Source organism: Bradyrhizobium sp. C9, from assembly GCF_002532045.1.
Taxonomy (GTDB): domain Bacteria; phylum Pseudomonadota; class Alphaproteobacteria; order Rhizobiales; family Xanthobacteraceae; genus Bradyrhizobium.
In genome coordinates this window covers 119,907-144,317 of record NZ_NWTG01000004.1, presented here as the reverse complement: position 1 = coordinate 144,317, position 24,411 = coordinate 119,907, and the positions used below count along the sequence as shown (strand labels likewise).

Here is a 24,411-nt window from a genome sequence, read left to right as displayed (position 1 = left end):
GCGTCGGACACGGCGCAGCCCAGCATCGTCGCGGGTGCGACGACGGCAGATGGCGCGGCGGTGGGTCCGGTTCAGCTTCATGGCGCAGGGCCATACAGCCGAACGGGCGCTGGTGTCAAGCGGCAGGTATCGCGCGTACGTCGCTCGCGGAGCGTGTTAAGCTGCGATGAAGCAATCCTGCAGGTGGCGCCGTGATCAAGCTGGTTGGCTCTGCACCTACGCGACCGACGACCGCAAGTTGTTCGGCCTCGTCGTGGTCGAGAGCGAGGCGGTCATCGATGCCTATGTGCGCAATGCAGGCATCGGCACTTCGGTCCGCATCCACCGCGTGCTTCGCACGCTGGACCCGGCGCTCGCCGCTGCGCCGACTGCCAATTAGGCGCGTTCAGAATCCGGCGACGCTGCCGTGCAGGTCGTATTCGTCGGCGCGCTCGATCTTGGCGGTGACGATCTCGCCGACCTTGAGCGGGCGGCGGCTGGTGAGATAGACGGCGCCGTCGATCTCCGGTGCGTCGGCCTTTGAACGACCTTTCGCGACCGTCGGGCCGACCTCATCGATGATCACCTGCTGGCGGGTGCCGACCTTGCGCTTCAGGCGCTTGGCCGAAATCCTCTGCTGCCGCGCCATCAGCGCGTTCCAGCGTTCCTGCTTGACCTCGTCGGACACCGCATTGCCGATCGCGTTCGAGGAGGCGCCGGCGACCGGCTCGTATTTGAAGCAACCGAGGCGGTCGATCCCGGCTTCATCGAGCCAGTCGAGCAGGTAGGCGAAATCGGCATCGGTCTCGCCGGGGAAGCCGACGATGAAGGTCGAGCGCAGCGTCAGCTCCGGGCATTGCTCGCGCCACTTCTGGATCCGCGCCAGCGTCTTCTCCTGCGCCGCCGGGCGCTTCATCGCACGCAGCACGTCGGGGCTCGCATGCTGGAACGGGATGTCGAGATAGGGCAGCACCTTGCCCTCGGTCATCAGGCCGATGACCTCGTCGACATGCGGGTAGGGGTAGACGTATTGCAGCCGCACCCAGGCGCCAAGCTCACCGAGCTCCTTGGCGAGGTCGTAGAATTTCGCACGCACGGCGCGATCCTGCCACGGGCTCTCGGCGTATTTCAGATCGACGCCATAGGCCGAGGTGTCCTGCGAGATGACCAGCAATTCCTTGACGCCGGCCTTCACCAGCTTCTCGGCCTCGCGCAGCACGTCATTGGCCGGCCGCGACACCAGATCGCCGCGCAGCTTCGGGATGATGCAGAAGCTGCAGCGGTTGTTGCAGCCTTCGGAAATCTTCAAGTAAGCGTAGTGGCGCGGCGTCAGCTTGACGCCCTGCGGCGGCACCAAATCGAGATGCGGATTGTGCGCCGGCGGCAGCGCGCGGTGCACGGCGTCCAGCACGCTCTCATATTGCTGCGGGCCGGTGATCGACAGCACGCCGGGATAGGCGCTCTCGATCTGCTCGGGTTCAGCGCCCATGCAGCCGGTCACGATGACCTTGCCGTTCTCGGCCATGGCCTCGCCGATCGCCGCAAGCGATTCCTGCTTGGCGCTGTCGAGGAAGCCGCAGGTGTTGACGATGACGATGTCGGCGCCGTCATGCTTGCGCGCGAGCTCATAGCCCTCCGCGCGCAGCCGCGTGATGATGCGCTCGGAATCGACCAGCGCCTTGGGGCAGCCGAGACTGACGAATGAGATATGGGGCGCTCTTTCCATGGGGTCGCCTGGAGCCTGATCTGAATTGTTCGGATATGCGGTCTAACTAATTGCTCTGATGGGAAAATTCAACCGTTACGCAGGTTCCCGCGACGGTAAAGCGAAGCAGTGAGTGAGATCGACCAGTAGGGGCAGAACGCGTCAACCCAGCGGTTCGGCTCCAAACTGCCGCCAAAGATTTGGATAGCGTCGGGCCAGATGCTCCGGGTCTTCCCGGAAAGGTTCGCCGGAAGGCCCAGGTCCTCCCAATCCAGCCTCCCGCTCGGAATAGTCGCGCACGTCGCCTTTGCCGCCTTTTTCGGCGAAGACTCGCCTCGCAACAGAGTAGATTTCTTCGAACTCCCACGTGCCATCAGGACCGGGTCGCACTTTGAGTTGTGCCAAGCTGTCAGGATCGGCCAGCGCAAGCTCGTACACGTCGCGTCCACGCGATACGAGCCAACGTCGGAAGTATTCGAAACCATCGTCAGAGCAGCCGCCGTGAATCACGTATGCCGCCCCCCAAAGATCCCAAGTGTATGCCTTGTTGAGATAGCGCCGAAATGCCACCTCGAACGACTTGATTTCTTCGGAAGTGTGCCCACGCAACTCCGTGCCTAGGGCGTCTATGTGGGTAGCCGGATCAACGCCGTGTTGCATGGCGCGCCCCATGATTCCCCAGAACTGATCGGCAGGCATCTCGGGGGCGATCATAGGCACCACCAATGGTTGCTCTGTACGCTAATTGAACCATCCTTACGGCTCAACCCCCAAGGTCTGCAACGGGTCGCGACACGCATCGTCTGAATTGAGCGCGTGAGTGGTGCTTCGCATCTCACCTTGATGAGCAGGCGCCCTGATCGGTGAATCGATAGTCCCGGCGACAGCCGCCTCCAGGCGACATTCTTCTGTACGAAGTACGCGGCTCAAAGAGTTTACATTCGTTGTCTCAGGATCACCCCAAGGACACGACGCTCACCTTTCGGCGCGGCGGCCTCTTGCATATCTCTGAATCTACCTGATTGATGGGCAGGAACTAGTCCCAATTGCCGAGAATTACAACCCTTTCCCGGGGCTTCCGGCATGATATGGATGCTGGTTGCCGGGCCTTAAGAGTTGTCGATGAGCGCTGAGTCGTCTCCCAAGATCGTCATAGTCGACGAGAGCCCGATCCGTGCGGCCATCCTGGAGGAGGGGCTGCGGGAGGCCGGTTATACGGACGTGGTCCATATCAGCGAGATGCAGAGCCTGCTGTCGCGGATCTATGCACTCGATCCCGAGATCATCGTCATCGACCTCGAGAACCCCAGCCGCGACGTGCTGGAACAGATGTTCCAGGTCAGCCGTGCCGTCCGCCGCCCGATCGCGATGTTCGTCGACCAGAGCGACGCCGCCTCGATCCAGGCCTCGGTTGAGGCGGGGGTCTCCGCCTACATCGTCGACGGCCTCAAGAAGGAGCGGATGAAGCCGATCCTCGATCTCTGCGTGTCCCGCTTCAATGCCTTCGCCAAGCTGCAGGACGAGCTCGACCGCACCAAGCATGCGCTGGAGGAGCGCAAGGTGATCGACCGCGCCAAGGGCATCCTGATGAAGGTGAAGGGACTAACCGAAGAGGAAGCCTACGTGCTGATGCGCTCGACCGCGATGCGCGAGAAGAAGAAGATCGGCGAGATCGCGCAATCGATCCTGACGGCGTCGGAGCTGTTGAAATGACCACACCCCTGCACATCGGATTCATTCCGCTGGTGGATGCCGCCGCCCTGATCGTCGCGGTCGACAAGGGGTTTGCCGCAGCCGAAGGGCTCGACGTCACCCTGGTGCGCGAAGTGTCGTGGTCGAACGTCCGCGACAAGCTCAATATCGGCCTGTTCGACGCGGCCCATCTGCTGGCGCCGGTCGCGATCGCCTCGAGTCTTGGGCTCGGCCACGTCAGGGTGCCGATCGCAGCACCGTTCAATCTCGGGCTCAATGGCAACGCCATTACCGTATCGCCGGCGCTGCATGCCGCGCTGATGGAGGAGATCGACGGCGACCGGTTCGATCCGTTGGCGACCGCGCGGGCGCTCGCGCGCGTGGTTGCAGAACGGCGGAAGAGCGGGGCTGAGCCGCTGACATTCGGCATGACCTTCCCGTTCTCGACCCACAATTATCAATTGCGGTTCTGGATGGCCGCCGGCGGCGTCGATCCCGACGAGGACGTGCAGCTCGTGGTGTTGCCGCCGCCCTACATGGTGGACAGTCTCGCCAACGGCCATGTCGACGCGTTCTGCGTCGGCGCGCCCTGGAATTCGATCGCGGTCGATCTCGGCGTCGGTCACATCCTGCACTTCGTCTCGGACATCCTGCTCAGCGCGGTGGAGAAGGTGCTGGCGGTGCGCCAGAGCTGGTCGGAGAAGAACGCCGATGTCGTGGCCGCGCTGGTGCGCGCGCATCTGCGCGCCGCCGAGTTTATCGAGCAGCCGGAGAACCGGCCCGAGGTCGCGCGGATGCTGGCGCAGCCCGAGCGGCTCGGCGTCGATGCCAGCGTCATCCAGCGCACGCTCGATGGGCGGCTGAAGATCTCGCCTGACGGCACCATGCGCGAAAGCAACCGCTATCTGCTGGTCGGGCGCGAGGCGGCGGCGCGGCCGGACCCGGGGCAGGCGGCCTGGCTCTACGCGCAGATGGTTCGCTGGGGCCAGACGCCGTACCGGCCGGAGGCCCTGAAGGCCGCCATGGCGGTGTTCAGGCCCGATCTCTACGACGCAGCGTCCGGGCGCGCGGCCAATACCTCCAACGCAATCGGCGCGTTCGCGGGTCCGCCCTTCGATCCGAACGACGTTCCCGGCCATCTGGCGGCCTTCAAGATCGGGCGCTGGAAGCCCTGAGCGCGACGCAGCGGCTCCTCCGGGCTACTGTGCATGGGGTTGTTTTCCAGTTTTTGGTAATTGCCGGACCGGCGCGGGTTCCCGACGCCTCGAATTGCAACGAATAAGATTCTCGGCCGAACCCGAACGAAAGAATATTCCTCTGGGAACCGGGTTCCCTAAGGCGACAGCATCGCTATTTCTGCCGCCCGCTTGAATCCGTGCGCGAACGATATTCCATATGCCCGAGAATGGGGCGTTGGAGATCGACCATGCGCGAGCTATCGGCGGAAGCCCGCCTGCACTTTTACGCGCGACACATTTCAAGGAAGTCCGGGACCGGAATTCACACTGCGGCGCTCTACAGCGCCTTCGCGGTGATCGCCGCCATCGTGTTCGGCACGCTGTCCGTCCACCCGTTCTGAGCTACCCAGAAAATTGAAAAGCCGCCGTCTGATGGCCTCAGGCGGCGGCTTTGTGTTGGCTGGAGACTGACGGCTCAGTAGCCGTAGCCGTGACCATATCCGTACCCACCACCGCCGCAGGTGTTGCAGGTCGGCTGCACCGGCGCGTAGTAGGAATAGCCCGGCGAGACCATCTGCGTGCGTTCCTGGGTGGCGTATTGCGGCGCGATGCGCTCATAAGCGACGCCTTCGGGCGCGACCATCACGGTCTTCGGCACCATCACGGTACGATACTGCGCCGGCGTGCGATGCGCGATGACGCGGCCCGGCGACACCATCACGGTTTCCTGCACGGTGCGATACTGCGGCGGCACGGTCTGCACCTGATAGCAGGTCGTGCAGGGCTGCGGCGGCGGCGTATAGCAGCTGTAGCAGCCGGCAGAGGCGGCACTGGTGAAGGCGGCCGTGGCCACCGCAGCAATTGCGAGGGAGAGGCTGGTGCGGAACATGCTTTCGTACCCAATTTTCCTGAGAGGACAATCAAAGGCTCGGAAGCTGCACCTAGCAATCAAAACGGCAAGTTTGGGTTTAAGAAGAGTCTTAACGGAATCTAAAAGAGTCGGCGCGACGGCCGGCCCTTTTCAGTCGATGCGTTGGCGGATCAGTGCGCGGTCTTGAACGGCGCGACCGTGATGCCGGCCTTGCTCAGCGCCTCGCGCAGGCCGCGCGCAATCTCGACGGCGCCATGGGTGTCGCCATGGATGCAGACGGTATCGGTCTGCATCTTGATCACTTTGCCGGTGACCGAGACGACCGCGCCATCCTGCACCATCCGCACCACGCGCTCGGCGATCGCCTTGGGATCGTGCAGCACCGCGCCGGGTTTCTTGCGCGACACCAGATTGCCGTCGTCCTCGTAGGCACGGTCGGCAAACACTTCATGCGCCATCCGCAGATTGGCGGCTTCACCGGCGCGCACCAGCTTCGAGTTGGCGAGCACCACGAAGATGAGATTGCGGTCGACCGCCTTGATCGCATTGGCGATCGCGCGTGCGGTCATGTCGTCCTCGCAGGCGACGTTGGAAATCGCGCCATGTGCCTTGACATGGGTGACCTTGTGGCCGGCCGCTGTCGCGATCGCCTGCAGGGCGCCGATCTGATAGGCGATCAGGTTCTCGATCTCGGAGGATGTCAGCCCCGGCATCGGGCGCCGGCCGAAACCATGCAGGTCGCGGTAGCCGGGATGCGCGCCGACGCTGACGCCGCGCGCCTTCGCAAGCTCGACCGTCTTGCGCATGATGTCGGCGTCCCCGGCATGGAAGCCGCAGGCGACGTTGACCGAGGTCGCAAGCTCGATCATCGCCGCATCATTGCCCATTTCCCAGGGGCCAAAGCTTTCGCCGAGATCGCAGTTGAGGTCGATGGTTGCAGTCATGACGATCGATCCGTTTGTTGTTCGTACTTGCTCTTTTGTTTGGGCATCATCTGATCGGAAAACCGCTTCGCACTTTTCCGGATGATGCTCTAGGGTAGCGCAACTTGCCAGGTCGACACATCGACGGCGTTGACCGCCTGACCTGCGACGTTCGCATCCCGCAGCGCCTCGATGTTGAGACCGAAATCGTCGATGCCGCGGAGGCGATCGGGCAGGGAATGCAGCAGCGCGTGGAACTTGATCGCCTCGGCCTGCGCTTCCGCCATCGTCACGGCCTTGAAGCGGAACGGCCGGCCGGCCGAGGTCTGCGCGAAGCGGCCAAGATCGGCGGTGATCACGGTTGCGATCTTCGGATAACCGCCGCTGGTGCCGCGGTCCGGCATCAGCACGATCGGCTGGCCGTTGCCGGGCACCTGGATGCTGCCGTTGACGGTGCCGTCGGAGACGATGTTGTGGCCGTCGCGGTGCTTGATGACAGCGCCTTCGAGCCGGTAGCCCATGCGGTCGCTGGTGGCCGAGATCTTCCACTCGCTGTCGAGGAACAGCTGCTTGTTTTCTTCAGTGAACTCGTCGTCCTGCGGGCCGAACACGATGCGGATCGGCGCATCGGTGGCTGCCGGCAATTCGATGCGGCGCTCGGCGCCGCTGCTCGCAGCCTTCGTCTTCAACTCGTCGCCGCTTTGCAGCGGCCGCGGGTAGGGGCTGCCGAGCCCGGCCCGGGCGTTGACGGCGAGGCTGCCGAACATCGGCTCGCCCTCGATGCCGTGCTCGATCGCCAGATAGCTGAACGAGCCGCCGCGCGCAAAGCCGAGATTGAGCGTCTCGCCTTCGGCGAGCGTTGCCGAACTGTCGAAGGCGACCGGCCGGCCACCGATGTCAGCATTGCGCGATGCGCCGGCGAGCCCGATGCGCACGGCACCGCCGCGCGCGGTGAAGGTGGCGCCGAACGGGCCGATCTCGACCACGGCGGCGAACGGTTCATTGCCGACCAGCGTATTGGCGGCCGCCAGCGAAAGCCGGTCCATCGCGCCGCTCGGCGTCAGGCCGTAGCGCTGCGAACCCGGACGTCCGCCGTCCTGTACCGAGCTTGCCGGGCCGATCGAGGTGACGACGAGCTTGCTCATGGCGTCACCAGTTCTGCGACGAATTCGCCCGCCTCGGCGGCGCGGTCCTGTTCGGCAAAGGTCTTGGCATCCACCGCCGTGAAGGTGACGGCATCGCCCGGCTCCAGCAGGAAGGTCGGATCGCGATGCAATTGGTAGGTTCGCACCGGGGTGCGGCCGAGCAGGTGCCAACCGCTCGGGCCGGCCAGGCACTGCACGCCGGTCTGGATGCCGCCGATCGAAATGGTGCCGGCCGGGGTCACGAGCCGCGGCTCCTTGCGCCTCGGCAGATGCAGGGACTTGTCCAGCCCGCTGAGATAGGACCAGCCGGGCGTGAAGCCGATCATGGCGACGCGATAGTCGCCGGCGGCGTGGCGCGCGACGATGTCATCGGGCGTGGTCTGGAGCGCCTTGGCCACATCCTCGAGATCGATGCCGTGCTCGCCGCCATAGGTGATGGGGATCCGCCAGCGCCGCGTTCCGACCTCAGACGGCGGTGCCTTGGCGGCGCGCGCCAGCAGCTGCTCGCCGAGCGCATCGAAGGTGACCTGCACGGGATCGTAATGCACCAGCAGCGAGCGGTAGGTCGGCACGGTCTCGGTGATGCCGGCGATCGGCTCGGCGGCTATCACGCGGTCGAGCGCGAGCACCCGCCGGTTGGCGGCATCATCGATGGTGCGGCTGAATTCCACCGTGATGGCGCTGTCGCCACTCGGCAAAAGGCGGGGAGGATTTATGGGTTCGGCCATCGGCTCAAGCAGATTGGATCGGCCATCAAGCTAGCGTGTTTCGATTCAAAACGGAATTCGCTTCGTGCAAAATGATGCAGCAACTTCAATAAATTAATCGGCATGCCGGCGATAAATTTGGATGATCGCAGGTTTTTCGCGGAGCCCTTGACGCAGGGCCTTCGCCCGGCAACATGCGCCGGTCTTTTCCTCCCATCGGAGCAAGCTTTCCAGATGTCACTGTCCACTGAGGCGATCGCGACGCTGTCGCACGTGTCCACCGCCACCATCACCACGGTCCTGCTCAAGAAGGGCCTGCGCAACATCTGGATGCGCGGCACCAAGCCCTTGAAGCCGGGGCAGAAGCGGTTGGTCGGACCGGCCTTCACACTCCGCTTCGTGCCGGCCCGCGAAGATCTGGCGACGCCGGAATCCTGGTCGTCGCCGATCTCGACGCGTACCGCGATCGAGGCGATGCCGGCGGGCTGCATTGCCGTGGTCGATGCCATGGGCATCACCGATGCCGGCATTTTCGGCGACATCCTCTGCGCCCGCATGGTCAAGCGCGGGGTGACGGCGCTGATCACCGATGGCGTCGTCCGTGACGTCGAGGGCGTGCTCGGCACCGGCCTGCCGGTTTGGTGCGACGGCTACGCCGCGCCGCCGTCGGTTGCAGGCCTGACCTTCGTCGGCTGGGGCGAACCGATCGGCTGCGGCGGCGTTGCCGTGTTTCCGAACGACGTGGTGGTGGCCGACCAGGACGGCGCGGTGCTGATCCCGCAGGCGTTCCTCGACCAGGTGCTTGCCGAGGGACCCGAGCAGGAGCGGATGGAAGCCTGGATCGTCAACGAGGTGAACAACGGCGCCCAGCTGCCCGGCCTGTATCCGATGAACGCCGAGACCAAGGCGCGCTACGCCGCATCCAAGAAATAACGTCAAGAGAGGGAGGTAACCCCATGGATATCCACGTTTCCGGCTCGCGGCCCACCCGCCGCGCGCCGAAGGAGAACTTCACCGGCAGCGTGCTGCAGGACCCGATCAACATGGCGCCGGCGCCGGCCCGGCTGAATGCCTCGCGCGTGTCGTTCGAGCCTGGTGCACGCACCGCCTGGCACACCCATCCGCTTGGGCAGACGCTGTACGTGATCTCAGGCATCGGCCGCGTGCAGGCCAAAGGCGGCCCGATCCGCGAAATCCGCCCGGGCGACGTCGTCTGGATCCCACCGAACGAGAAGCACTGGCACGGCGCCTCGCCTGATAACAGCATGACCCATATCGCCATGCAGGAGGCGCTCGACGGCGTGTTCTCGACCTGGATGGAGCATGTCACCGACGAGGAATACAGCGGCAAGGTCGGTTGAGCCGTCATTGCTTGCCCAAAGAAAAAGCCCCGCTCTCAAGCGGGGCTTTTTGCTTTCACGACACGGCGTCGATCAATTCACCCGCGTCCAGGTCTGGCCGCCGCAGAACATGCCGCCGAACGCGCAGCCCTGAACGCGCAGCGTATCGGGGCTCTTCAGCGCGATGGTGGAATCGTAGGTGCTGCCGCTGTTCGGATCGAAGATGCGGCCGCTCCATTTGTCCTTGCCCGGCTTCATGTTGATCAGAACCTGCTCGCCCTTGGCGTTCGACTTCTTGTCGACCGAATAACCGCAGAGATTGGCGCCGCATTGCTCGATGCGGACCTTGCCTTCCTTCTCCTCGGTCAGCCAGACGCCGAGCGGCGAGTTGGCTTGTTGCACCGGGTTCGCTGCCGGCTTGGGCGCAGGCGATGCGGCGCCGACCGTTGGCGCTGGCTTTGCCGTCGCCGGCGTGGCGCTCTGCTGCACAACTGGCGGCTCGGGTGGCGGCGGTGCGGTCGCTGCCGTGGCCGGGGCAACGCTCGTGTTCGCGGGCTCCGTCGTTGTTGCTGTCGGCGCCGTCGCCTGATCAACGGCCGCCGGAGAGGGTGAGGCAGCGGCCGCGGGGGGCGCCGCGGGCGGAGACGGGGGATCCGTCCTGGCGTCCTTACGCTTGGCGCGCTTGGTGCTGCGGCCGGTATTGTCATAGACGCCGGGGATCGAGACCGTTCCACGATCGGGATCGATCCGAATGGTACGGCCGCCATAGTCGAACGTGTATTGCGCCTGCGCTGTCGCCGTGCTCGCCAGCACGAGCGTGGCGATCGCCAGAAGCTTTCTCATTTCGACCTCCAGTGCAGGGAATCCCGTTCGCGAGGCTATTTGGTGGCCGCCTCGCTGAACGTGCCCCAAATTACGGTCAGAACATGAGTCGTATCCTCGCGCGCTAGGTTCAAATCACCGGATTGCGATCTGATTTCAGGCCGTACGCATCAATTTGCGGCATGCGCGCAGCAAACCTGGCGCAGGCTATTCAAACCACGCGGCGTAGATCTTCGCGTAGCTGCCGTCTTCGCGCGCGATGTGGAGCCACTGGTCGACGAACGCCTTCAGTGCGACGTCGCGCTGCATCCAGTAGGCCTTTTCCGCGAAGTCGAACGGCTTGTCGGGATGCACGGCGCAGAGCACGCCGGGATGCAGCTTCTGCTGATAGCGCGTCTCGGACGCGTCGGTCATCATCAGGTCGGCATCACCCTTGGCGATCTCGTCGAAGATCTTGGTGTTGTCGTTGAACACACGGATGTCGGCGGCCTTCACATTGGCGCGCGCGAAACGCTCGTTGGTGCCGCCGGGATTGACGATGACGCGGGTGCCGGGCTTGTCGATCTCGGCGATCGTCTCAAACTTGCCCTTGTCGGCGCAGCGTGCGATCGGCGTCTTGCCCTCACGCATGATCGGCGTCGAGAACAGGCCCTTCTTCTGTCGGTCGAAGGTGATGGAGACGCCGCCCATCGCGATGTCGAAATTGTCGGCCTCGAAATCCCTGGTCATCTGCGGCCACGATGTGGGCACGAACTCGACCTTGACGCCGAGCGCCTTGCCGAGCGATTGCGCCATGTCGACGTCGAAGCCGCGAAACGCCTTCGTCTCCTTGTCGAGCGCCGTGAAGGGCAGGTAGTCGCCGGTCATGCCGACGCGCAGCGTGCCGCGCTTGACGATCTCATCGAGCCGGGATGACGCCGGCTGCGCCTGCGCGGCAGAAATGAGCAAAGCGAGAGCGAGGCCGGCCAGCGCGCGAAACATCAGACGTCTCCGTCAATTCCGATGACATGTCGTTGCGGACCATTTAGACCAGATGAGACTTTCGGGCCAGTACAGGGGCGCAACAGTGACCATCTCGCTCCACGAAGCATCCGTCGGCGTCTATGTGCCCTATCTGCGCAATCTTGCCGCGCTGCTCGATCATGCCGAGGCGCATGCCGGCGCTCGCAGGATCGATCCAGCCGTCCTGCTCGACATGCGGCTTTCACCGAACATGTACAGCCTTCGCCAGCAGGTCGGGGAGGCGAACCGGCATGTCGTCCTGAGCTGTGCGTTGCTGGCGGGGTGCGCGCCGCCGGTCTTGGTCGACGCGGCGCCCGGCATCGCCGGGTTGAAGGCGCAGATTGCGGCCACGATTGATTTTGCCCAGGGCCTGCCGCCGGAGGTGATCGATGCTGCCTGCGACAGGGACGTCATCTTCACGTTCCGAAGCGGTGCGACCCAGCCGTTCACCGGCAAGTCGCTGATCCTGACCTTCAGCGTCCCGCAGTTCTTCTTCCATGTCGCCACGGCCTACGACATCCTGCGCCATGCCGGCGTCGATCTCGCGAAGAAGGATTTTCTGGGACCCCCGAGGAGCTAGAGCGTTTTCGAGCGAAGTCGAGGCCGGCTCGCGTGAAGACAACGCGTCAAGACAAGAATCTAGAGCTTCGGTTCTGATTCAAACAGACCGAAACTCTAGGCCTCGTTGCGGTCTCTGCGCGCCTGAACGGCGGCAGCCGTGCGGCTGACGATCTCGTGCTTGAAATGCTCGAAGCGCTGCCGCGCTTCGGCCTCACGATCGTCGACGAATTTGATCGCGGCGTCCCTGTCCATCGGGCCATTGACCAGCGGGTTCGATCCTTCGCCGACGGTCTCATCGACATAGTATTGGGCGCCGTCCTCGCGCACCGTCCAGCGGAAGCGCAGTGCCGCCATCGGGCCTGGTCCGGACTTGGAATAGCCATTGGCCTCGATCGGTTGGGGCGGCTGGATCGGCTCCGGTTCGCTCGGCTCCGGTGCGACCGCAACGGGTTCGACCGGTTCGGGTTCTTCGAGCTCGGCCTGCTCGATCTTCGGCTCGACCTGCTCAATCGGCGCCGGCTCGACCGCCGGCGGCTCGGCCACGATGGAAACCGCCTCGACCGAAACGTCTGTGACAGACGATGGCAGGGGCGGTGGCATCGCGATCGAGATCGGCGCCTCCTCGGCAGGGTCCGATGCCTTGTCCTTGTCGGTCGACTTGTCGTCGGACGGTTTGGACTTTTCGGGAGGCGTCGTCGTCTGATCGAGAATGCTCGCGATTGCGGCGAGCGCATTGTCGGTCGGGTCACTCACGGTTCGGTCTCCCAGGCATGACGCCGGCGGAATCGTGCCGGCGCCTCTTCTATCTACCTGATCTGACTACCCTTTGTCAGCCCGGCGCTTCGTTCCAGGTTCGCTAGGCGCAAACCGGCGGGCGCCGGTCCTTCCAGGGACGAACCTGCTCGAGTTGACCGGCCAGGCGGAACAGCAGTCCTTCCTCGCCAAGCTTGGCCGCGAACATCATGCCCAGCGGCAATCCGGCCTTGTTCCAGGCCAGCGGCATCGACATTGCCGGCTGCCCGGACATGTTGAACATCGAGGTGCCCGGCATGTAGCGGCGCAGCGCCGGCGCGATGTGGCTCAGGTCTTCGGACATGGTGTTCAGCTCGCCAATGCGGAGCGGCGGCGCGCACAGGGTCGGGCTGAGGAAGATGTCGCAGCCCTCGAAGAAGGTCGCGAGCCCGCGCGAGATCTGGAACGCCGCAAGCTGCGCGGCGACGTAGTCGGCGGGGGTCATCTTGACCGAGTTCTGGCCGCTGGCGAGCGTCAGCCGCTCGACATCGTCCGACGTCAGCGTGCGCCCGACGCGCTGTTCGAGCAGGCGGATGGTCAGCGCGGTGTTGGCGCCGACGATGGTCGTCATGACCGCGGCAGGGTCGGCGGCGAGCGGCGGTGCGCGCTCCTCGACATGGTGGCCGAGGCCCTCAAGCAGCTTGGCAATGTCGCGAACCGCCGCGGCGATCTCGGGATCAACAGCATCGCCATAGGGTGACTTGTCGGTGAAGCTGATGCGCAGATGGCCGGGGTCGCGGCCGACCTCCTGGGAAAACGGCCGTTCCGGTGGCGGCGCGACATAGAGGCTCGACGGTTCCGGGCCATGGATCGCATCCATCATGACCGCGCTGTCGCGGACGCTGATGCTCAGCACATGGCCGACCGAGAAGCCGCCCCAGCCTTCACCGCGATCGGGACCGCACGGGTTGCGCGCCCGCGTCGGCTTCATGCCGAACACGCCGGAGGCGGAGGCGGGGATCCGGATCGAGCCGCCGCCGTCGCTGGCATGCGCGACGGGCAGGATGCGCGCCGCGACCGCAGCCCCCGCGCCGCCGGACGAACCGCCGGCGGAATGGTCGAGATTCCAGGGATTGCGGGTCGGGCCGAACAGGCGGGATTCCGTGGTCGGCATCAGACCGAATTCCGGGCTCGCGCTCTTGCCGAAAATTGCGAGACCGGCATCAAGGAAGCGCTGGGCCAGCGTTCCATTGTGATCAGCGACGAAGTCCTTCAGCAGGCTGGCGCCCGACGTGGTGCGGGTGCCCTCGAGCAGGTCGAGATCCTTCAGCAGGAACGGCACGCCGGTGAAGGGGCCGTCAGGCAACCCCTTGGCGATCTGGCGCTCGGCGTAGTCGTAGTGCTTGACGACGACCGCGTTGATCTTCGGATCGACGGCGGCCGTGCGCGCAATCGCCTCGTCGAGCAGCTCCTTTGCCGTGACGTCCTTGTTGCGGACGAGCTCGGCGAGACCGACCGCATCGTAGTTGCCGAATTCCTTGAAAGCCATGTGCATGCTCCGCATCGCCGGGCCGACCTCGCGGGATCGGCCGCGGCGCCAACGAGAAAGGCTGAAAGCTCAGCCGAGGACGTCCTGATTGATCACGTTCTGGCGCAGCGGATTGCCGTCCAGCACGCTCAGGATATTGCGCGCGGTCTGCTCGCTCATGCGATCGACGGCCTCGACGGTCACGCCCGCGACGTGCGGTGCCATGATCACGTTCGGCAAGGCGTGCAGGGGTTGGCCGACCGGCGGAGGCTCGACCTCGAACACGTCGAGACCGGCGCCGGCGAGTTTGCCCGACACCAGCGCGTCGTGCAGCGCCTTCTCGTCCACGATGCCGCCGCGGGCGGTGTTGATGAGGTAGGCGGTCGGCTTCATCAGCCGGATCCGCGCCGCGTTGAACAGGCCGACCGTCTCGGGCGACTTCGGGCAGTGGATCGTGACGAAATCCGCCCGCGGCAACGCCGCCTCTAAGCTCGGCACCGCCTCACAGCCGGCAGCGGTGATCTCGCTCGCAGGCTTGTAGGGATCGTAGACCAGCACGTTCATTTCCATCGCGAGGCAGCGCTTGGCGGTGCGGGTGCCGATGCGGCCGAAGCCGACGATCAGGACCGTCTTGCCGTAGAGGTCGAACGGCAGCACGCCGAGCCGGCTCGCCCAGGTGCCTTCCTTGACCATCGCGTGCATTTCCTGTGCGCGCTTGGCCAGGGTCAGCATCATGAACACGGCGTGCTCTGCGACCGACGGCGAGTTCGCGGTGCCTGCGACCATCAGCGGCACCTTGCGGCGGGACAGCGCCGGCACATCGACGGCGTCGTAGCCGACGCCGATCCGGGTCACCACCAGCATGCCCTTGGACGCTTCGAGCTCCGCCTCGCCGAAGCGGGTCGCGCCGAGCGCCACGCCATGGACCGGCGCATGCTGCTCCAGCATCACCTGGAAGTCCTTGGCCGAAATCAGGTTGGGAAATTCGACGAGTTCTACATCATCCCGTTCATTGAGGAGCACCCGCGCCCCCGGAGACAGAGTCTGGGTGATGAAAATCTTCTTCTTGTTGGTAGCCATTTCCTGCCCTTGAGGTTTCTTGTGCGCCGTCAAAGCACGGCGCCGGTCACCTCGTTTAGCAAATGCATATTGTTGAGGTCCACAGCCAATCGGAGCGGGCTGCCATCCTGCGCGCCGGCATTGGGATTGACCCGGCCGCAGAGCTGGGAGCCCTCCAGCGTGAAGTAGACCAGCGTCTCCATGCCCATCGGCTCGGTGACGTCGAGCATTGCGTCGAACGGCTCAATGCCGGGCTCGGCATGCGGCCGCGCCTCCATGATATGCTCGGGCCGCAGGCCCAGCAGCAGCTTGTCGGTGCGGGAAAGGCCCTGGTAGCGGACGGCGCGCGCCGGCGGCAGCGGGAAGGAGAGGCGGTCGGTCAGCCGCACGTTGAGCTTGCCGCCGACGTCCTCGAGCCGGCACGGCACGAAATTCATCGCGGGCGAGCCGATGAAGCTGGCGACGAACCGGGTCGCCGGCTTGTGATAGAGCTCGTTGGGGGTGCCGATCTGCTCGATCTTGCCGTGGTTCATCACCACCACGCGGTCGGCCAGCGTCATCGCCTCGACCTGGTCGTGGGTGACGTAGACGGTCGTGGTGCGGACTTTCTGGTGCACCTTCTTGATCTCGATCCGCATCTGCACGCGCAGCTTGGCATCGAGATTGGACAACGGCTCGTCGAACAGGAACACCTTCGGGTTGCGGACGATCGCGCGTCCCATCGCGACGCGCTGGCGCTGGCCGCCGGAGAGCTGCTTCGGCTTGCGGTCGATCAGGTCGGTGATGTCGAGCATGCGGGCGGCTTCCGTCACCCGGCTCTTGATCTCGGCCTTTGGGTAGTGCTTCAGCCGCAGCCCGAACGACATGTTCTCGGCGACGGTCATGTGCGGATAGAGCGCGTAGTTCTGGAACACCATCGCGATGTCGCGGTCCTTCGGCGGCACGTCGTTGACGACATCGCCGCCGATCATGATGTCTCCGTCGGAGATGTCCTCGAGGCCGGCGATCATCCGCAACGTCGTCGACTTGCCGCAGCCGCTCGGCCCGACCAGCACCACGAACTCATGGTCGGCGATATCGAGGTCGATGCCGCGCACCGCTTCGACCTCGTCGTAACGTTTCACCACCTTGCGCAAACTGACGTCGGCCATGAATCCTACCCTTATCCTACCTTTGTCGTGTTCAACCCTTTGTCGCACCGGCGGTCAGGCCGGCAATGTAGTAGTCCATTAGGAAGGCGTAGATGATCAGCGGCGGCGCGGCGCCGAGCAGGGCGCCGGTCATGATCTGCCCCCAGTTGAAGACGTCACCCTTGATCAGGGTAGTGATGATGCCGACCGGCAGCACCAGCTGATCGGTCGATGTGGTGAACACCAGCGGATAGAGGAACTGGGCCCAGGAGACGGTGAAGGCGAAGATCGTCGCCGCGATCAGGCCGGGCAGGGCGACGGGGATGAAGATCCGGGTCAGGGTCTGGAACCAGCTGGCGCCGTCGATGATCGCGGCCTCGTCGAGCTCCTTCGGGATCGAGGCGAAATAGCCGATCATGATCCAGGTGCAGAACGGTACCGTCAGCGTCGGGTAGATGAACAGCAGCACGTACCAGCGATTGACCAGCTGGATGCCGGTCCAGTCGCCGAACACGGCGAACATCTTGAACAGCGGAATGAACAGCAGGCTGTCCGGAATGAGATAGGTAAGGAAGACGCCCGTCGCGAGCGTCGCCGAGCCCCAGAACTTCATTCGCGCCAGCGCAAAGGCAGCCGGCACGCTGATCAGCATCGTGATCGTGACCACGATGATCGAGACCCAGGCCGAATTCCAGAAGAAGCGCAGGAACTGATTGGAGGTCAGCAATTCAATGTAGTTGGAGAGCGTCGGACGATGCACCCACCACGGGTTGGTCGCCGCGGAAATCTCCGCGCTGCTCTTCAGCGAAGTAATCAACATGTAGAACGGCGGCACCAGCGAGAAGATCGCAAACAGCGTCAGGAAGAAGTAGGACCAGCGCAGCGCCCAGGTCCGGTCGCGGCTCATGCTGCCGTATTTGACCTTGCGGGTCGGTCCGGACTTGTCGATCGTGACCGTGCTCATCAGGATTCATTCCCGCGTTTGGTGATGTCGCGCAGGATGAAGATCGCCGCGACCGCGAGGATCGGCACCATGAACAGCGAGACGCTGGCCCCGAGCGGAATGTCGCTGCCCTCGATGCCGACGCGGAACGCCCAGGTGGCGAAGATGTGGGTGTGATCGAGCGGCCCGCCTGCGGTCAGGATACGCACGATGTCGAAATTGGCGAAGGTCACGATCAGCGAGAACAGCGTCGTGATCGCGATGATGTTGCGCATCATCGGCAGGGTCACGTACCAGATGCGCTGCCACCAATTGGCGCCGTCGATCGCGGCCGCCTCATAGAGCTGCTCGGGCACCGATTTCAGCGCCGCCAGATACATGATCATGAAGAACGGCGCACCGTACCAGACATTGACCAGGATCACCGAGAAGCGCGCCCACATCGCATCGCCGGTCCACGGGATCGGGCCGAGGCCAAAGAACGAAAGCGTGTAGTTGAACGCGCTGTAGGACGGGTCGAACAGCCATAGCCAGGCCAGCGTGCTCATCGCCGGCGGGATCACCCATGGCACCAGCAGCATGCCGCGCCATTTGCGCTGCTTGTTGGCGGGGACGTTGTGCACGAAATGCGCGACGATGAAGCCGATCAGTGCCTTGAAGACAACCGCCGAGATCGCAAAAATGCAGGATTGCTTGACCACCAGCCAAAATGTTTCGCGCTTGAACAGGAACTCGAAATTGCCGAAGCCGACGAACTTCGTCATCGCCTTGTTCAGTGTCGCAAGATGCAACGAGTAGAGGGCTGGGTAGAGCACGAGAACCGCGATCAGCAGGATTAGCGGCAGCGTCATCAGGAACGCGGCCATCGACTTGCGCCGCAGCGCGTTGCGCAGGCCGGTGCGCTTTCGCCCTGTCTGGGCCGCAGCGGTGCGGCTGGATTGAAATGCGACATCAACCATGACGCAGGTTCCTCGCGCGGGTTGGTTGCACGGCTCGCCGGTTCGGCGGTTGGGCTACAAAGACGAGACCTCGCGCGGCCAGCACGATCGGCGGCCGCGCACGAACTCGTCCGTTCGTCAGCTTCGCATGAAGCCTTCGCACTCGCCCTCGGCCCAGGCGAGCGTCTTTTCCATGGTTTCACCCTGGTAATAGCGCAGGCACATCTTGGTCAGGGTGGCCTGGAAGTAGATCTGCTGCGCGACTTTTGGCGGCGCAGGCGAAGCCGCGATCGACAGTGTCTGGTGCTTGTAGGGGTTCGGGTAATGATAGAGCGTGCCCTTCGGCGGCCCTTGCTCTTCCCAGACCTTCAAGGTCGTGAGCTTCTCATAGGCCGGCAGATCGTAGCCGCCGCTCGCCACCACCATCTTCTCGATCGATGCAGGCTGCGACAGGAAGGACAGCAGGCTCTTGGCCGCCTCCTTGTTCTTCGAGAACGACCAGATCGACCAGAAGAACGGCAGATAGGGCGCGAAGCGTCCCTTCGGCCCGGCCGGGAACCCGTGGGTCCAGCATTGCTCCGCGACTTGCGGCGCATCGCGCTTGGCGACCGCCCACGCGCTCGGTGGGTTCATGATCATCGCGCCCTTGCCCGCGACCAACCACTTGTTGTTGGAAGCATCATCCCATGCGGCAACGTCGGGCGGCAGGAACGCCAGCAGCTTCTTGTAGAATTCGAGCGACTGGCGCACCGCGTCGGTCTTGACGGTGAGATTGCCCTTGGCGTCGACCAGGTGCGCGCCGAACGACTGGAAGATCGCGCCGGCGGTGTCGACATTGTCGCTGGTCTCGCCGAGACCGATGCCGAACGGGAAGCCGGCCTTGTGGCAGGCTTCGGCCGCCTTGAGGAACGTATCGAGGGTCCAGTTGTCCGCCTTCGGCGGGCTTCCGGCCGGATACATCTCCTGGACGTCGATATTGGCGTATTTCTTCATCAGGTCGATGCGCGAGCAGGGGCCCTTGATCTGGCTGCCGACGCTGGCGGGAACGCCGAGCCACTTGCCGTCGGCCTGGCCGAGATATTTCACCGTGCCGTTGACGTCGCCGTTCAGCTTGATGAGCGGGTCCATGATGTCGTTGACCGGTTCCAGCAGTTCGGCATTGGATTGCGGCCACCAGGTCGGCATCTGGAAGATATCGTGACCGGATTTCGCCTGCGCCTCGGCGGCGATGGTGACGATGTTCTTGTTGCCCTGGCTGGTGATGTAGTCGAGCTGGACCTCGACCTTTTCCTTGGCGGCCCATTCATTGACGAGCTCGGTGGAGGCACTGTTCGCACCCGGCACCCAGTGATCCCAGAAGCCCATCGAGAGCTTGCCGGCTGCATAGGCGCCACGCACGTAGGGGGCTGTAATGAGCGCCGCCGATGACAGCGCTGTCGCTGCAACGAATTCTCGGCGCGAAAGCTTCTTCCGTGACATGGCATTCCCTCCCTGGTAGCCGACGGACAAAAGGCTTTTTTGAATCCCGTTGTTGTTTTTGTGCGTCGCGTTCGCGCGACGTCGCGGGATTTCGTTCACACTGATCAGAACAGAATTGCCGGCTGCTGTCGAGAAACGAGATGCCTGTGCCAAGTAGTACTAACGTTGTGGTCAAATCGCAGGCAGGGTCACCGGCATCACTGCAGATGCCCGTGGTTTGCCGCGCTTCCGATGATCATGCTGCGACGCACGCGGAGGTTGGCGCAGCGATGCGCGCAGACGGTGCGCGATTGAGCCGCAGGTTCTCCGCCATGCCGGATCGAGCCATGTTCCGTCATGTTGATGGCGAGCGCGACCGATAGACTTGCCGAAGCCGGAAACGATAAAGTCCGGATTCGTCGAACCTGCCCGCCGCGTCAGTCCTGCAGTCCACCATCGATCACGGAGACCCGATCATGCTCATTCCGGTAGCGAAGCTGCGAGCACAATGGAGATTGTGCGCCGCGGTTGGGGCCGCCACCGTCACGCTGCTTGCAGTGCCTCATATGGTCGATGCGCAGATCGTGCAGGGAGTCGAAAACGGCGCGCGTGAAGGCAACAAGGCCGCCGGACCGGTTGGCGGTGTTCTGGGCGGAGCAATCGGCGGCGTCGTCGGGGTCGTGACCGGCGTGACCGGGGTCTTGACCGGCAACAACAACGCCAACCCCAATGCCGGTAACGGCAAGAATGCGCAGGCGCCCGCGTCCGGCGACAAGCAGGGCGCCAAGGCCGCCAAGTCGGCCAAGGCCGCCGCCAAGGACAAGGGTGCGAAGGCGCCGACCGTGCTGACCCAGGCAGGCGCGCCGCAGCTCACGGCCGAACAGATCGTCGCCAACAGCGACGCCAACATCGATCGGATCAAGAAGGAGCTCAACCTGACGCCTGAGCAGGAGAAGAATTGGGCCGGCTTCAACAGCGCGATGCACTATCTCGGCCACAATGGCGCCGACCGCCTCAACCTGCGCATCGCACGCGCGCAGCGCGATCCGCCTGACGATATCATCGAGCAGATGCGCAACGAGGCCCAGTTCCTCAATGACCGCGCAGTCGATCAGCGCGGCGTCGCCGACGCCGCCGAGCCGCTCTATGCGAGCCTCGACGACAAGCAGAAACAAATCTTCATCAACGAAATGGTCCGCCTCAGCCACGAACGCGGGCTCGATTGAGCCCCATCGACGGCGAAGTGGGGACGAATAGCCGGGCCACCAGGCCCTGGGGTAGGTTAAAGGCGCAGCACCCGGCTATTCTGCCGCAGCGGCGCGGCCCGGTTAATTCGTCATTCAATGTTGAAGAAAAACGGACCAGATCACGCCCGAGTGATGGCCGAGTCGGGGCCTTGTCGGGAACCGTTTCGCTGACATGAAAAACTGGCCGGCACCTGCGCCGGCCAATTGTTGAGCAGCGGGATAATCCGGCGAAGACAGGTTCAGCCCTTCGGGAAGTTCAGCTCCACCCCGACGCCGTCGGGATCGTAGAGGAATATCTGGGTGTCGCCGGTGCGCGGCACGATCTGCTCGCGGAAGCTGACGTTCTTGGCCTGCAGGCGCTTGCGCACGGCGTCGACGTCGGTGGCGGCGAAGGCAATATGATCGAGCCGGCCGGTGTCTTCATATTTCTTCTCGGTGCCGCGCACCACGATTCCGTCGCGCGGCTTGCGGGTGCCCATTAAATGGACAGTGGCCTGGCCGCCGGAATAGAGCCAGTAGCCGGGGAAATCGAGCGGCGGGCGTTCACCGTTCTCGAGCCCGAGCACATCGCAATAGAACGCCTTTGTCTTCTCCAGGTCCTGTGGCTCGATCGTGAAATGCTGTAGTCCACCCAACGGCATGGTTCTCCTCCCTGAGAAATCGAGTTAAACGAAGCTGAGGTCGGCATCGACACCGAGCATCCAGGCGCCGACGGTCTCGAAATGACTGAAGCGGCCCTGCAATTGCTGGGTCACGGTGTGGATGTCGCGGAAGCGTCGCTCCAGCGGATGGCCGTCGAAGATCGCGGTCGCGCCGGCCGTGTTGTAGGCGAAGTCGACGGCTTCCCGGGCCTTGTGGATGGCGTGCGTTGCCGCCATCCGGATCGTCATGCGCTGCGCGACCGTGATGCTGTGCCCGGCAACCAGATCCTGCCAGATATCCGCCATCGACTGCAGCAGGAAGGCACGGGCGGCGCGCAGATTGACCTCGGCCTGGGCGAGGCCGGATTGCACCACGGCATTGTCGCGCAACGTCTTCTTCATGCCGCGCGGCACCTTGTTACGGGCGACGTCGACGAAATTGTCCAGCGCGCTGCGCGCGATGCCGCAGGCAACCGCGGCGAAGCCGACCTGGTAGCAAGTGTGGTTGCTCATCCGGTACAGCGGACCATTCTCGCGGCATTCGCGATCGAATTCGCGGGTGATCGAATGGTCCGCACGGACGAAGACATCGTCGAGCGCGAACTGGTCGCTGGCGGTGCCGCGTAGCCCGACCGTGTTCCAGATGTCGGTCCATTCGACGTCTTCGGTCCGCACCAGCATGGTGCGCTCGACCTGCTCGCCATTGGCGTCGCGGCGGGGCGAGCCGTCCGCGGCATAGACCGGGCAGTGGGCGCCGAGCCAGGTGGCGTGCCGCCCGCCTGATGCAAACGACCAGACCCCGGTGACGCGGTAGCCGCCAGCGCACTCGACCGCCTTGACCTTCGGGCCGGGTCCCCAGGCCAGCACGGCGCGCGGGTCGCCGAACATCTCCTGCGCGACCGGCAGGTCGAGATAGGCCGCCGACATCGCGCAGCCGCCGGCCTGGCTCAGGCACCACGCGGTCGAGGCATCGGCCTTGGCGATGGTCTCGATGACATGGAAGAAGGTGACGGGATCGGTTTCGATCCCCTTGGTCGCGCGCGGCAGCAAGAGGCGAAACAGCCGCGCCTCGTGCAGCCGGTCGAGTAGATCGGGTGGCAGGCGGCGCGTCGTCTCGATCGCGTCGGAGGCCGCCGCAACAGCGTCCCTGACCGCCTCGGCGCGGGCGATCACCTCGCGATCACCGGCAAGATCGGCTGAAGTCACGCTCATGCTGGCCTCCCTCAGGCGCGCCGGATCGTTGCGGACGCTGCGACGTCAGCCGCCGCGTTGAGTTCCTTGTCGATCTGCTCGATCGACTTGCCCCGGGTCTCGAGCCCGAAGAACAGATAGACGGCACCCGCCATCAGGAACCAGCATCCGAGATAGACGAAGGCGGTCGGGATCTGGGTGAGCGGCACATCCGGCTTGAGGTAGTTGTTCGAGCCGACGATCAGGGCAAGCCCGACCGGTCCGATGATCTTGCCGATGCCGCCGAAGCCATAGGCCGATCCCATGCCCGTGGTGCGCAGATGCGACGGCCAGACCTCCGCGGCATAGGGGCCGACGATCGCAAAACCGCCGTCGGCGAAGAAGAAGGTGGCGCCGAGCAACAGCCAGAATGCCGACATGCCGAACAGCGTCGCATCGTAGTGATAGCCGGCGATGATGGTCAGCGCGCCGGCGCCGAAGCCGAGCAGGCCGCCGGCGATGCGCCGTCCCAGCAGTTCCGAGAAATACGAGAACGAGATGCGGCCGAGGAAGCCGGTGACGCTGAGCAGGATCATCATCTTGGCGGCCTCCTGCGGCGTGACCTTCAAGAGCAGCACGAACAGCGCGGGCGCCCACAGCGTGATGCCGTAGACGCCGGTCTGTGCGCCGGCATTGCCGAGCCAGGAGACGATCAGGCTGCGCGGATATTTGAACAGGTCGAACCAGCTTGTCTTGACGATCGGGCCGGCGTCGGCCGCGCTCGGCAAGGGCAGCTCCGACGGCGGCACCTGCAGCGCCCAAGCCAGCGACTTGCGGGCTTCGTCATAGCGTCCCTGCCGGCACAACCAGCGCGGCGACTCCGGAACCCAGAGCCGGATCAGCAGCACCATCACCGATGGCAGCACGCCGATCGCAAACAGCAGCCGCCACTGATCGGTGCCCATGATCGCGCCCAGCACCGCGCCGAGGCCGACGCCGAGCGGAATCACGCAGGTGACGAGCCCGCCGACCCAGCCGCGCTTATGCGAGGGCATGAACTCCTGCACCAGCGGCAGGTCGACACAATAGAGGCCGCCGACGCCGGTGCCGACGAAGAAGCGCAGGATCGCGAGGTAAACCCAGCCATTGTCGGGCGTGAAATAGAGCAGGCCGGTTGCGATCGAGAAGTTCAGGACGGTGCCGATGAAGACGACGCGGCGTCCGACCCGGTCGGCCAGCCAGCCCCACAGATAGGCGCCGAGGATGGCGCCGATGCCGGAACTCATCAGCACGGTGGCGGACTGGCCAAAAGTCAGTTTCCACGGCCCGATCAGGAACGCGAGCACAAAGCCGATCAGGAAGTAGTCGAAGAATTCCAGCGCATCGCCGATGATGGCCGCCGCAAGGATCTTGATCTGGTTGCCGGTCAGAGTCGTCCGGCGATCGAGAATCTCGAACATGGCGCGTCTCCCCATTGGCGCCTGTTCGTTGTTGTTGGGAGCGTGCGCTGCGCCGGCGCATCGCCCATAGGGTGAGGCTATCCTCGCGCCGTCGCGGACGGCAAGCCCGCACCGACGCGGGGCTCATCTGCAAGGGCGCGGTACGCAATCCGGCTTACCGCTGCGCACAAATCGTGGTGC

At 64.3% G+C, this 24,411-nt stretch carries 26 protein-coding genes; 8 read left to right on the top strand and 18 right to left on the bottom strand.

All coding sequences use genetic code 11. The annotated features are described in order from the left end of the window. Positions 1-166: 166 nt before the first annotated feature. Positions 167-379 carry a hypothetical protein gene (locus tag CO675_RS11020; RefSeq protein WP_097671957.1) on the top strand — a complete coding sequence of 71 codons (213 nt, stop codon included), beginning with the start codon at positions 167-169 and terminating at the stop codon, positions 377-379. Positions 380-385: 6 nt separating this feature from the next. Here CO675_RS11020 and rimO read toward each other — a convergent pair whose 3' ends face one another. Both rimO and CO675_RS11010 read right to left on the bottom strand, forming a co-directional pair. Further along, complete coding sequence (rimO, locus tag CO675_RS11015) at positions 386-1,705, bottom strand: 30S ribosomal protein S12 methylthiotransferase RimO (RefSeq protein ID WP_097671956.1); 1,320 nt, start codon at positions 1,703-1,705, stop codon at positions 386-388. A 141-nt stretch (positions 1,706-1,846) separates the two neighbouring features. Continuing rightward, positions 1,847-2,398, bottom strand: coding sequence for a DUF4240 domain-containing protein (locus CO675_RS11010; protein ID WP_097671955.1), 552 nt, complete (start codon positions 2,396-2,398; stop codon positions 1,847-1,849). A 408-nt stretch (positions 2,399-2,806) separates the two neighbouring features. Here CO675_RS11010 and CO675_RS11005 point away from each other — a divergent pair, with 408 nt between their 5' ends. The 3 genes from CO675_RS11005 to CO675_RS10995 all read left to right on the top strand — a co-directional run bounded on the left by CO675_RS11005 (position 2,807) and on the right by CO675_RS10995 (position 4,955). Beyond that, positions 2,807-3,397, top strand: coding sequence for an ANTAR domain-containing response regulator (locus tag CO675_RS11005; protein WP_028332037.1), 591 nt, complete (start codon positions 2,807-2,809; stop codon positions 3,395-3,397). Then, on the top strand, positions 3,394-4,551 hold the full coding sequence (locus tag CO675_RS11000) for a CmpA/NrtA family ABC transporter substrate-binding protein (protein ID WP_097671954.1): 1,158 nt from the start codon (positions 3,394-3,396) through the stop codon (positions 4,549-4,551). Before CO675_RS11005 ends, CO675_RS11000 begins: the two co-directional genes overlap by 4 nt. A 251-nt stretch (positions 4,552-4,802) precedes the next feature. Further along, positions 4,803-4,955, top strand: coding sequence for a hypothetical protein (locus CO675_RS10995; RefSeq protein ID WP_171947587.1), 153 nt, complete (start codon positions 4,803-4,805; stop codon positions 4,953-4,955). A 74-nt stretch (positions 4,956-5,029) separates the two neighbouring features. On the opposite strand, the gene CO675_RS10990 is transcribed toward CO675_RS10995, so the two are convergent. The 4 genes from CO675_RS10990 to pxpB all read right to left on the bottom strand — a co-directional run bounded on the left by CO675_RS10990 (position 5,030) and on the right by pxpB (position 8,221). Then, positions 5,030-5,443 (bottom strand): hypothetical protein, encoded by a 414-nt coding sequence (locus CO675_RS10990; protein ID WP_097671953.1) that lies wholly within the window; start codon positions 5,441-5,443, stop codon positions 5,030-5,032. 152 nt (positions 5,444-5,595) lie between these two features. Continuing rightward, positions 5,596-6,369, bottom strand: coding sequence for a LamB/YcsF family protein (locus tag CO675_RS10985; RefSeq protein ID WP_092114433.1), 774 nt, complete (start codon positions 6,367-6,369; stop codon positions 5,596-5,598). A gap of 89 nt (positions 6,370-6,458) precedes the next feature. After that, entirely contained in the window at positions 6,459-7,493 is a 1,035-nt protein-coding gene (locus CO675_RS10980) for a 5-oxoprolinase subunit C family protein (protein WP_097671952.1), read from the bottom strand. Next, on the bottom strand, positions 7,490-8,221 hold the full coding sequence (pxpB, locus tag CO675_RS10975) for a 5-oxoprolinase subunit PxpB (protein WP_097671951.1): 732 nt from the start codon (positions 8,219-8,221) through the stop codon (positions 7,490-7,492). The genes CO675_RS10980 and pxpB overlap by 4 nt, the downstream gene beginning before the upstream one ends. 213 nt (positions 8,222-8,434) lie before the next feature. Between pxpB and CO675_RS10970 the strand changes: the two genes are divergently transcribed. Together CO675_RS10970 and CO675_RS10965 are read left to right on the top strand one after the other, a co-directional pair. After that, the gene (locus CO675_RS10970) at positions 8,435-9,133 is read left to right on the top strand and encodes a ribonuclease activity regulator RraA (protein ID WP_097671950.1); all 699 of its coding nucleotides are present in this window, start codon (positions 8,435-8,437) and stop codon (positions 9,131-9,133) included. A 23-nt stretch (positions 9,134-9,156) separates the two neighbouring features. After that, complete coding sequence (locus tag CO675_RS10965; protein ID WP_097671949.1) at positions 9,157-9,561, top strand: (R)-mandelonitrile lyase; 405 nt, start codon at positions 9,157-9,159, stop codon at positions 9,559-9,561. A gap of 72 nt (positions 9,562-9,633) precedes the next feature. Here the strand turns inward: CO675_RS10965 and CO675_RS10960 are convergent, their stop codons facing one another. Both CO675_RS10960 and CO675_RS10955 read right to left on the bottom strand, forming a co-directional pair. Then, positions 9,634-10,383, bottom strand: a complete 750-nt coding sequence (locus CO675_RS10960; RefSeq protein WP_097671948.1) for a DUF2147 domain-containing protein — start codon at positions 10,381-10,383, stop codon at positions 9,634-9,636. A 186-nt stretch (positions 10,384-10,569) separates the two neighbouring features. After that, on the bottom strand, positions 10,570-11,343 hold the full coding sequence (locus CO675_RS10955; RefSeq protein WP_097671947.1) for a transporter substrate-binding domain-containing protein: 774 nt from the start codon (positions 11,341-11,343) through the stop codon (positions 10,570-10,572). A gap of 85 nt (positions 11,344-11,428) precedes the next feature. Here CO675_RS10955 and CO675_RS10950 point away from each other — a divergent pair, with 85 nt between their 5' ends. After that, positions 11,429-11,944: a DUF1993 domain-containing protein gene (locus tag CO675_RS10950; protein ID WP_245452721.1), complete on the top strand. Its 516-nt coding sequence runs from the start codon at positions 11,429-11,431 to the stop codon at positions 11,942-11,944. A 95-nt stretch (positions 11,945-12,039) separates the two neighbouring features. Here the strand turns inward: CO675_RS10950 and CO675_RS10945 are convergent, their stop codons facing one another. The 7 genes from CO675_RS10945 to CO675_RS10915 form a co-directional block, all read right to left on the bottom strand. Further along, positions 12,040-12,678 carry a hypothetical protein gene (locus tag CO675_RS10945; RefSeq protein ID WP_097671945.1) on the bottom strand — a complete coding sequence of 213 codons (639 nt, stop codon included), beginning with the start codon at positions 12,676-12,678 and terminating at the stop codon, positions 12,040-12,042. Positions 12,679-12,781: 103 nt separating this feature from the next. After that, on the bottom strand, positions 12,782-14,206 hold the full coding sequence (locus tag CO675_RS10940; RefSeq protein WP_097671944.1) for an amidase: 1,425 nt from the start codon (positions 14,204-14,206) through the stop codon (positions 12,782-12,784). Positions 14,207-14,275: 69 nt separating this feature from the next. Beyond that, positions 14,276-15,265 carry a hydroxyacid dehydrogenase gene (locus CO675_RS10935; protein ID WP_097671943.1) on the bottom strand — a complete coding sequence of 330 codons (990 nt, stop codon included), beginning with the start codon at positions 15,263-15,265 and terminating at the stop codon, positions 14,276-14,278. Positions 15,266-15,294: 29 nt separating this feature from the next. Further along, entirely contained in the window at positions 15,295-16,395 is a 1,101-nt protein-coding gene (locus CO675_RS10930) for an ABC transporter ATP-binding protein (RefSeq protein ID WP_097671942.1), read from the bottom strand. A 31-nt stretch (positions 16,396-16,426) separates the two neighbouring features. Beyond that, positions 16,427-17,338 (bottom strand): carbohydrate ABC transporter permease, encoded by a 912-nt coding sequence (locus tag CO675_RS10925; protein WP_097671941.1) that lies wholly within the window; start codon positions 17,336-17,338, stop codon positions 16,427-16,429. After that, positions 17,338-18,276: a carbohydrate ABC transporter permease gene (locus CO675_RS10920; RefSeq protein WP_097671940.1), complete on the bottom strand. Its 939-nt coding sequence runs from the start codon at positions 18,274-18,276 to the stop codon at positions 17,338-17,340. The genes CO675_RS10925 and CO675_RS10920 overlap by 1 nt, the downstream gene beginning before the upstream one ends. Before the next feature lie 117 nt (positions 18,277-18,393). Next, on the bottom strand, positions 18,394-19,734 hold the full coding sequence (locus CO675_RS10915; RefSeq protein ID WP_097671939.1) for an ABC transporter substrate-binding protein: 1,341 nt from the start codon (positions 19,732-19,734) through the stop codon (positions 18,394-18,396). A 455-nt stretch (positions 19,735-20,189) separates the two neighbouring features. Between CO675_RS10915 and CO675_RS10910 the strand changes: the two genes are divergently transcribed. Continuing rightward, entirely contained in the window at positions 20,190-20,939 is a 750-nt protein-coding gene (locus CO675_RS10910; protein WP_502693375.1) for a Spy/CpxP family protein refolding chaperone, read from the top strand. A 260-nt stretch (positions 20,940-21,199) separates the two neighbouring features. On the opposite strand, the gene CO675_RS10905 is transcribed toward CO675_RS10910, so the two are convergent. The 3 genes from CO675_RS10905 to CO675_RS10895 are packed head-to-tail and all read right to left on the bottom strand — an operon-like array spanning position 21,200 to position 24,231. After that, positions 21,200-21,601, bottom strand: coding sequence for a VOC family protein (locus CO675_RS10905; RefSeq protein WP_097671937.1), 402 nt, complete (start codon positions 21,599-21,601; stop codon positions 21,200-21,202). Positions 21,602-21,625: 24 nt separating this feature from the next. Continuing rightward, a complete protein-coding gene (locus CO675_RS10900; protein WP_097671936.1) occupies positions 21,626-22,813 on the bottom strand; it encodes an acyl-CoA dehydrogenase family protein in 1,188 nt (395 codons plus the stop codon). Between the two features lie 11 nt (positions 22,814-22,824). Beyond that, entirely contained in the window at positions 22,825-24,231 is a 1,407-nt protein-coding gene (locus CO675_RS10895; RefSeq protein WP_097671935.1) for an MFS transporter, read from the bottom strand. Between the last annotated feature and the right edge of the window lie 180 nt (positions 24,232-24,411).

Coding starts and splice junctions, on each gene's coding strand:
- CO675_RS10915 (WP_097671939.1), bottom strand. CDS start 19,734: ATGTCACGGAAGAAGCTTTCGCGCCGAGAATTCGTTGCAGCGACAGCG.
- rimO (WP_097671956.1), bottom strand. CDS start 1,705: ATGGAAAGAGCGCCCCATATCTCATTCGTCAGTCTCGGCTGCCCCAAG.
- CO675_RS10985 (WP_092114433.1), bottom strand. CDS start 6,369: ATGACTGCAACCATCGACCTCAACTGCGATCTCGGCGAAAGCTTTGGC.
- CO675_RS10965 (WP_097671949.1), top strand. CDS start 9,157: ATGGATATCCACGTTTCCGGCTCGCGGCCCACCCGCCGCGCGCCGAAG.
- CO675_RS10960 (WP_097671948.1), bottom strand. CDS start 10,383: ATGAGAAAGCTTCTGGCGATCGCCACGCTCGTGCTGGCGAGCACGGCG.
- CO675_RS10970 (WP_097671950.1), top strand. CDS start 8,435: ATGTCACTGTCCACTGAGGCGATCGCGACGCTGTCGCACGTGTCCACC.
- CO675_RS10900 (WP_097671936.1), bottom strand. CDS start 22,813: ATGAGCGTGACTTCAGCCGATCTTGCCGGTGATCGCGAGGTGATCGCC.
- pxpB (WP_097671951.1), bottom strand. CDS start 8,221: ATGGCCGAACCCATAAATCCTCCCCGCCTTTTGCCGAGTGGCGACAGC.
- CO675_RS11000 (WP_097671954.1), top strand. CDS start 3,394: ATGACCACACCCCTGCACATCGGATTCATTCCGCTGGTGGATGCCGCC.
- CO675_RS11005 (WP_028332037.1), top strand. CDS start 2,807: ATGAGCGCTGAGTCGTCTCCCAAGATCGTCATAGTCGACGAGAGCCCG.
- CO675_RS10930 (WP_097671942.1), bottom strand. CDS start 16,395: ATGGCCGACGTCAGTTTGCGCAAGGTGGTGAAACGTTACGACGAGGTC.
- CO675_RS10905 (WP_097671937.1), bottom strand. CDS start 21,601: ATGCCGTTGGGTGGACTACAGCATTTCACGATCGAGCCACAGGACCTG.
- CO675_RS10940 (WP_097671944.1), bottom strand. CDS start 14,206: ATGGCTTTCAAGGAATTCGGCAACTACGATGCGGTCGGTCTCGCCGAG.
- CO675_RS10920 (WP_097671940.1), bottom strand. CDS start 18,276: ATGGTTGATGTCGCATTTCAATCCAGCCGCACCGCTGCGGCCCAGACA.
- CO675_RS10910 (WP_502693375.1), top strand. CDS start 20,190: ATGCTCATTCCGGTAGCGAAGCTGCGAGCACAATGGAGATTGTGCGCC.
- CO675_RS10895 (WP_097671935.1), bottom strand. CDS start 24,231: ATGTTCGAGATTCTCGATCGCCGGACGACTCTGACCGGCAACCAGATC.
- CO675_RS10955 (WP_097671947.1), bottom strand. CDS start 11,343: ATGTTTCGCGCGCTGGCCGGCCTCGCTCTCGCTTTGCTCATTTCTGCC.
- CO675_RS10995 (WP_171947587.1), top strand. CDS start 4,803: ATGCGCGAGCTATCGGCGGAAGCCCGCCTGCACTTTTACGCGCGACAC.
- CO675_RS10935 (WP_097671943.1), bottom strand. CDS start 15,265: ATGGCTACCAACAAGAAGAAGATTTTCATCACCCAGACTCTGTCTCCG.
- CO675_RS10990 (WP_097671953.1), bottom strand. CDS start 5,443: ATGTTCCGCACCAGCCTCTCCCTCGCAATTGCTGCGGTGGCCACGGCC.
- CO675_RS11020 (WP_097671957.1), top strand. CDS start 167: ATGAAGCAATCCTGCAGGTGGCGCCGTGATCAAGCTGGTTGGCTCTGC.
- CO675_RS11010 (WP_097671955.1), bottom strand. CDS start 2,398: ATGATCGCCCCCGAGATGCCTGCCGATCAGTTCTGGGGAATCATGGGG.
- CO675_RS10925 (WP_097671941.1), bottom strand. CDS start 17,338: ATGAGCACGGTCACGATCGACAAGTCCGGACCGACCCGCAAGGTCAAA.
- CO675_RS10980 (WP_097671952.1), bottom strand. CDS start 7,493: ATGAGCAAGCTCGTCGTCACCTCGATCGGCCCGGCAAGCTCGGTACAG.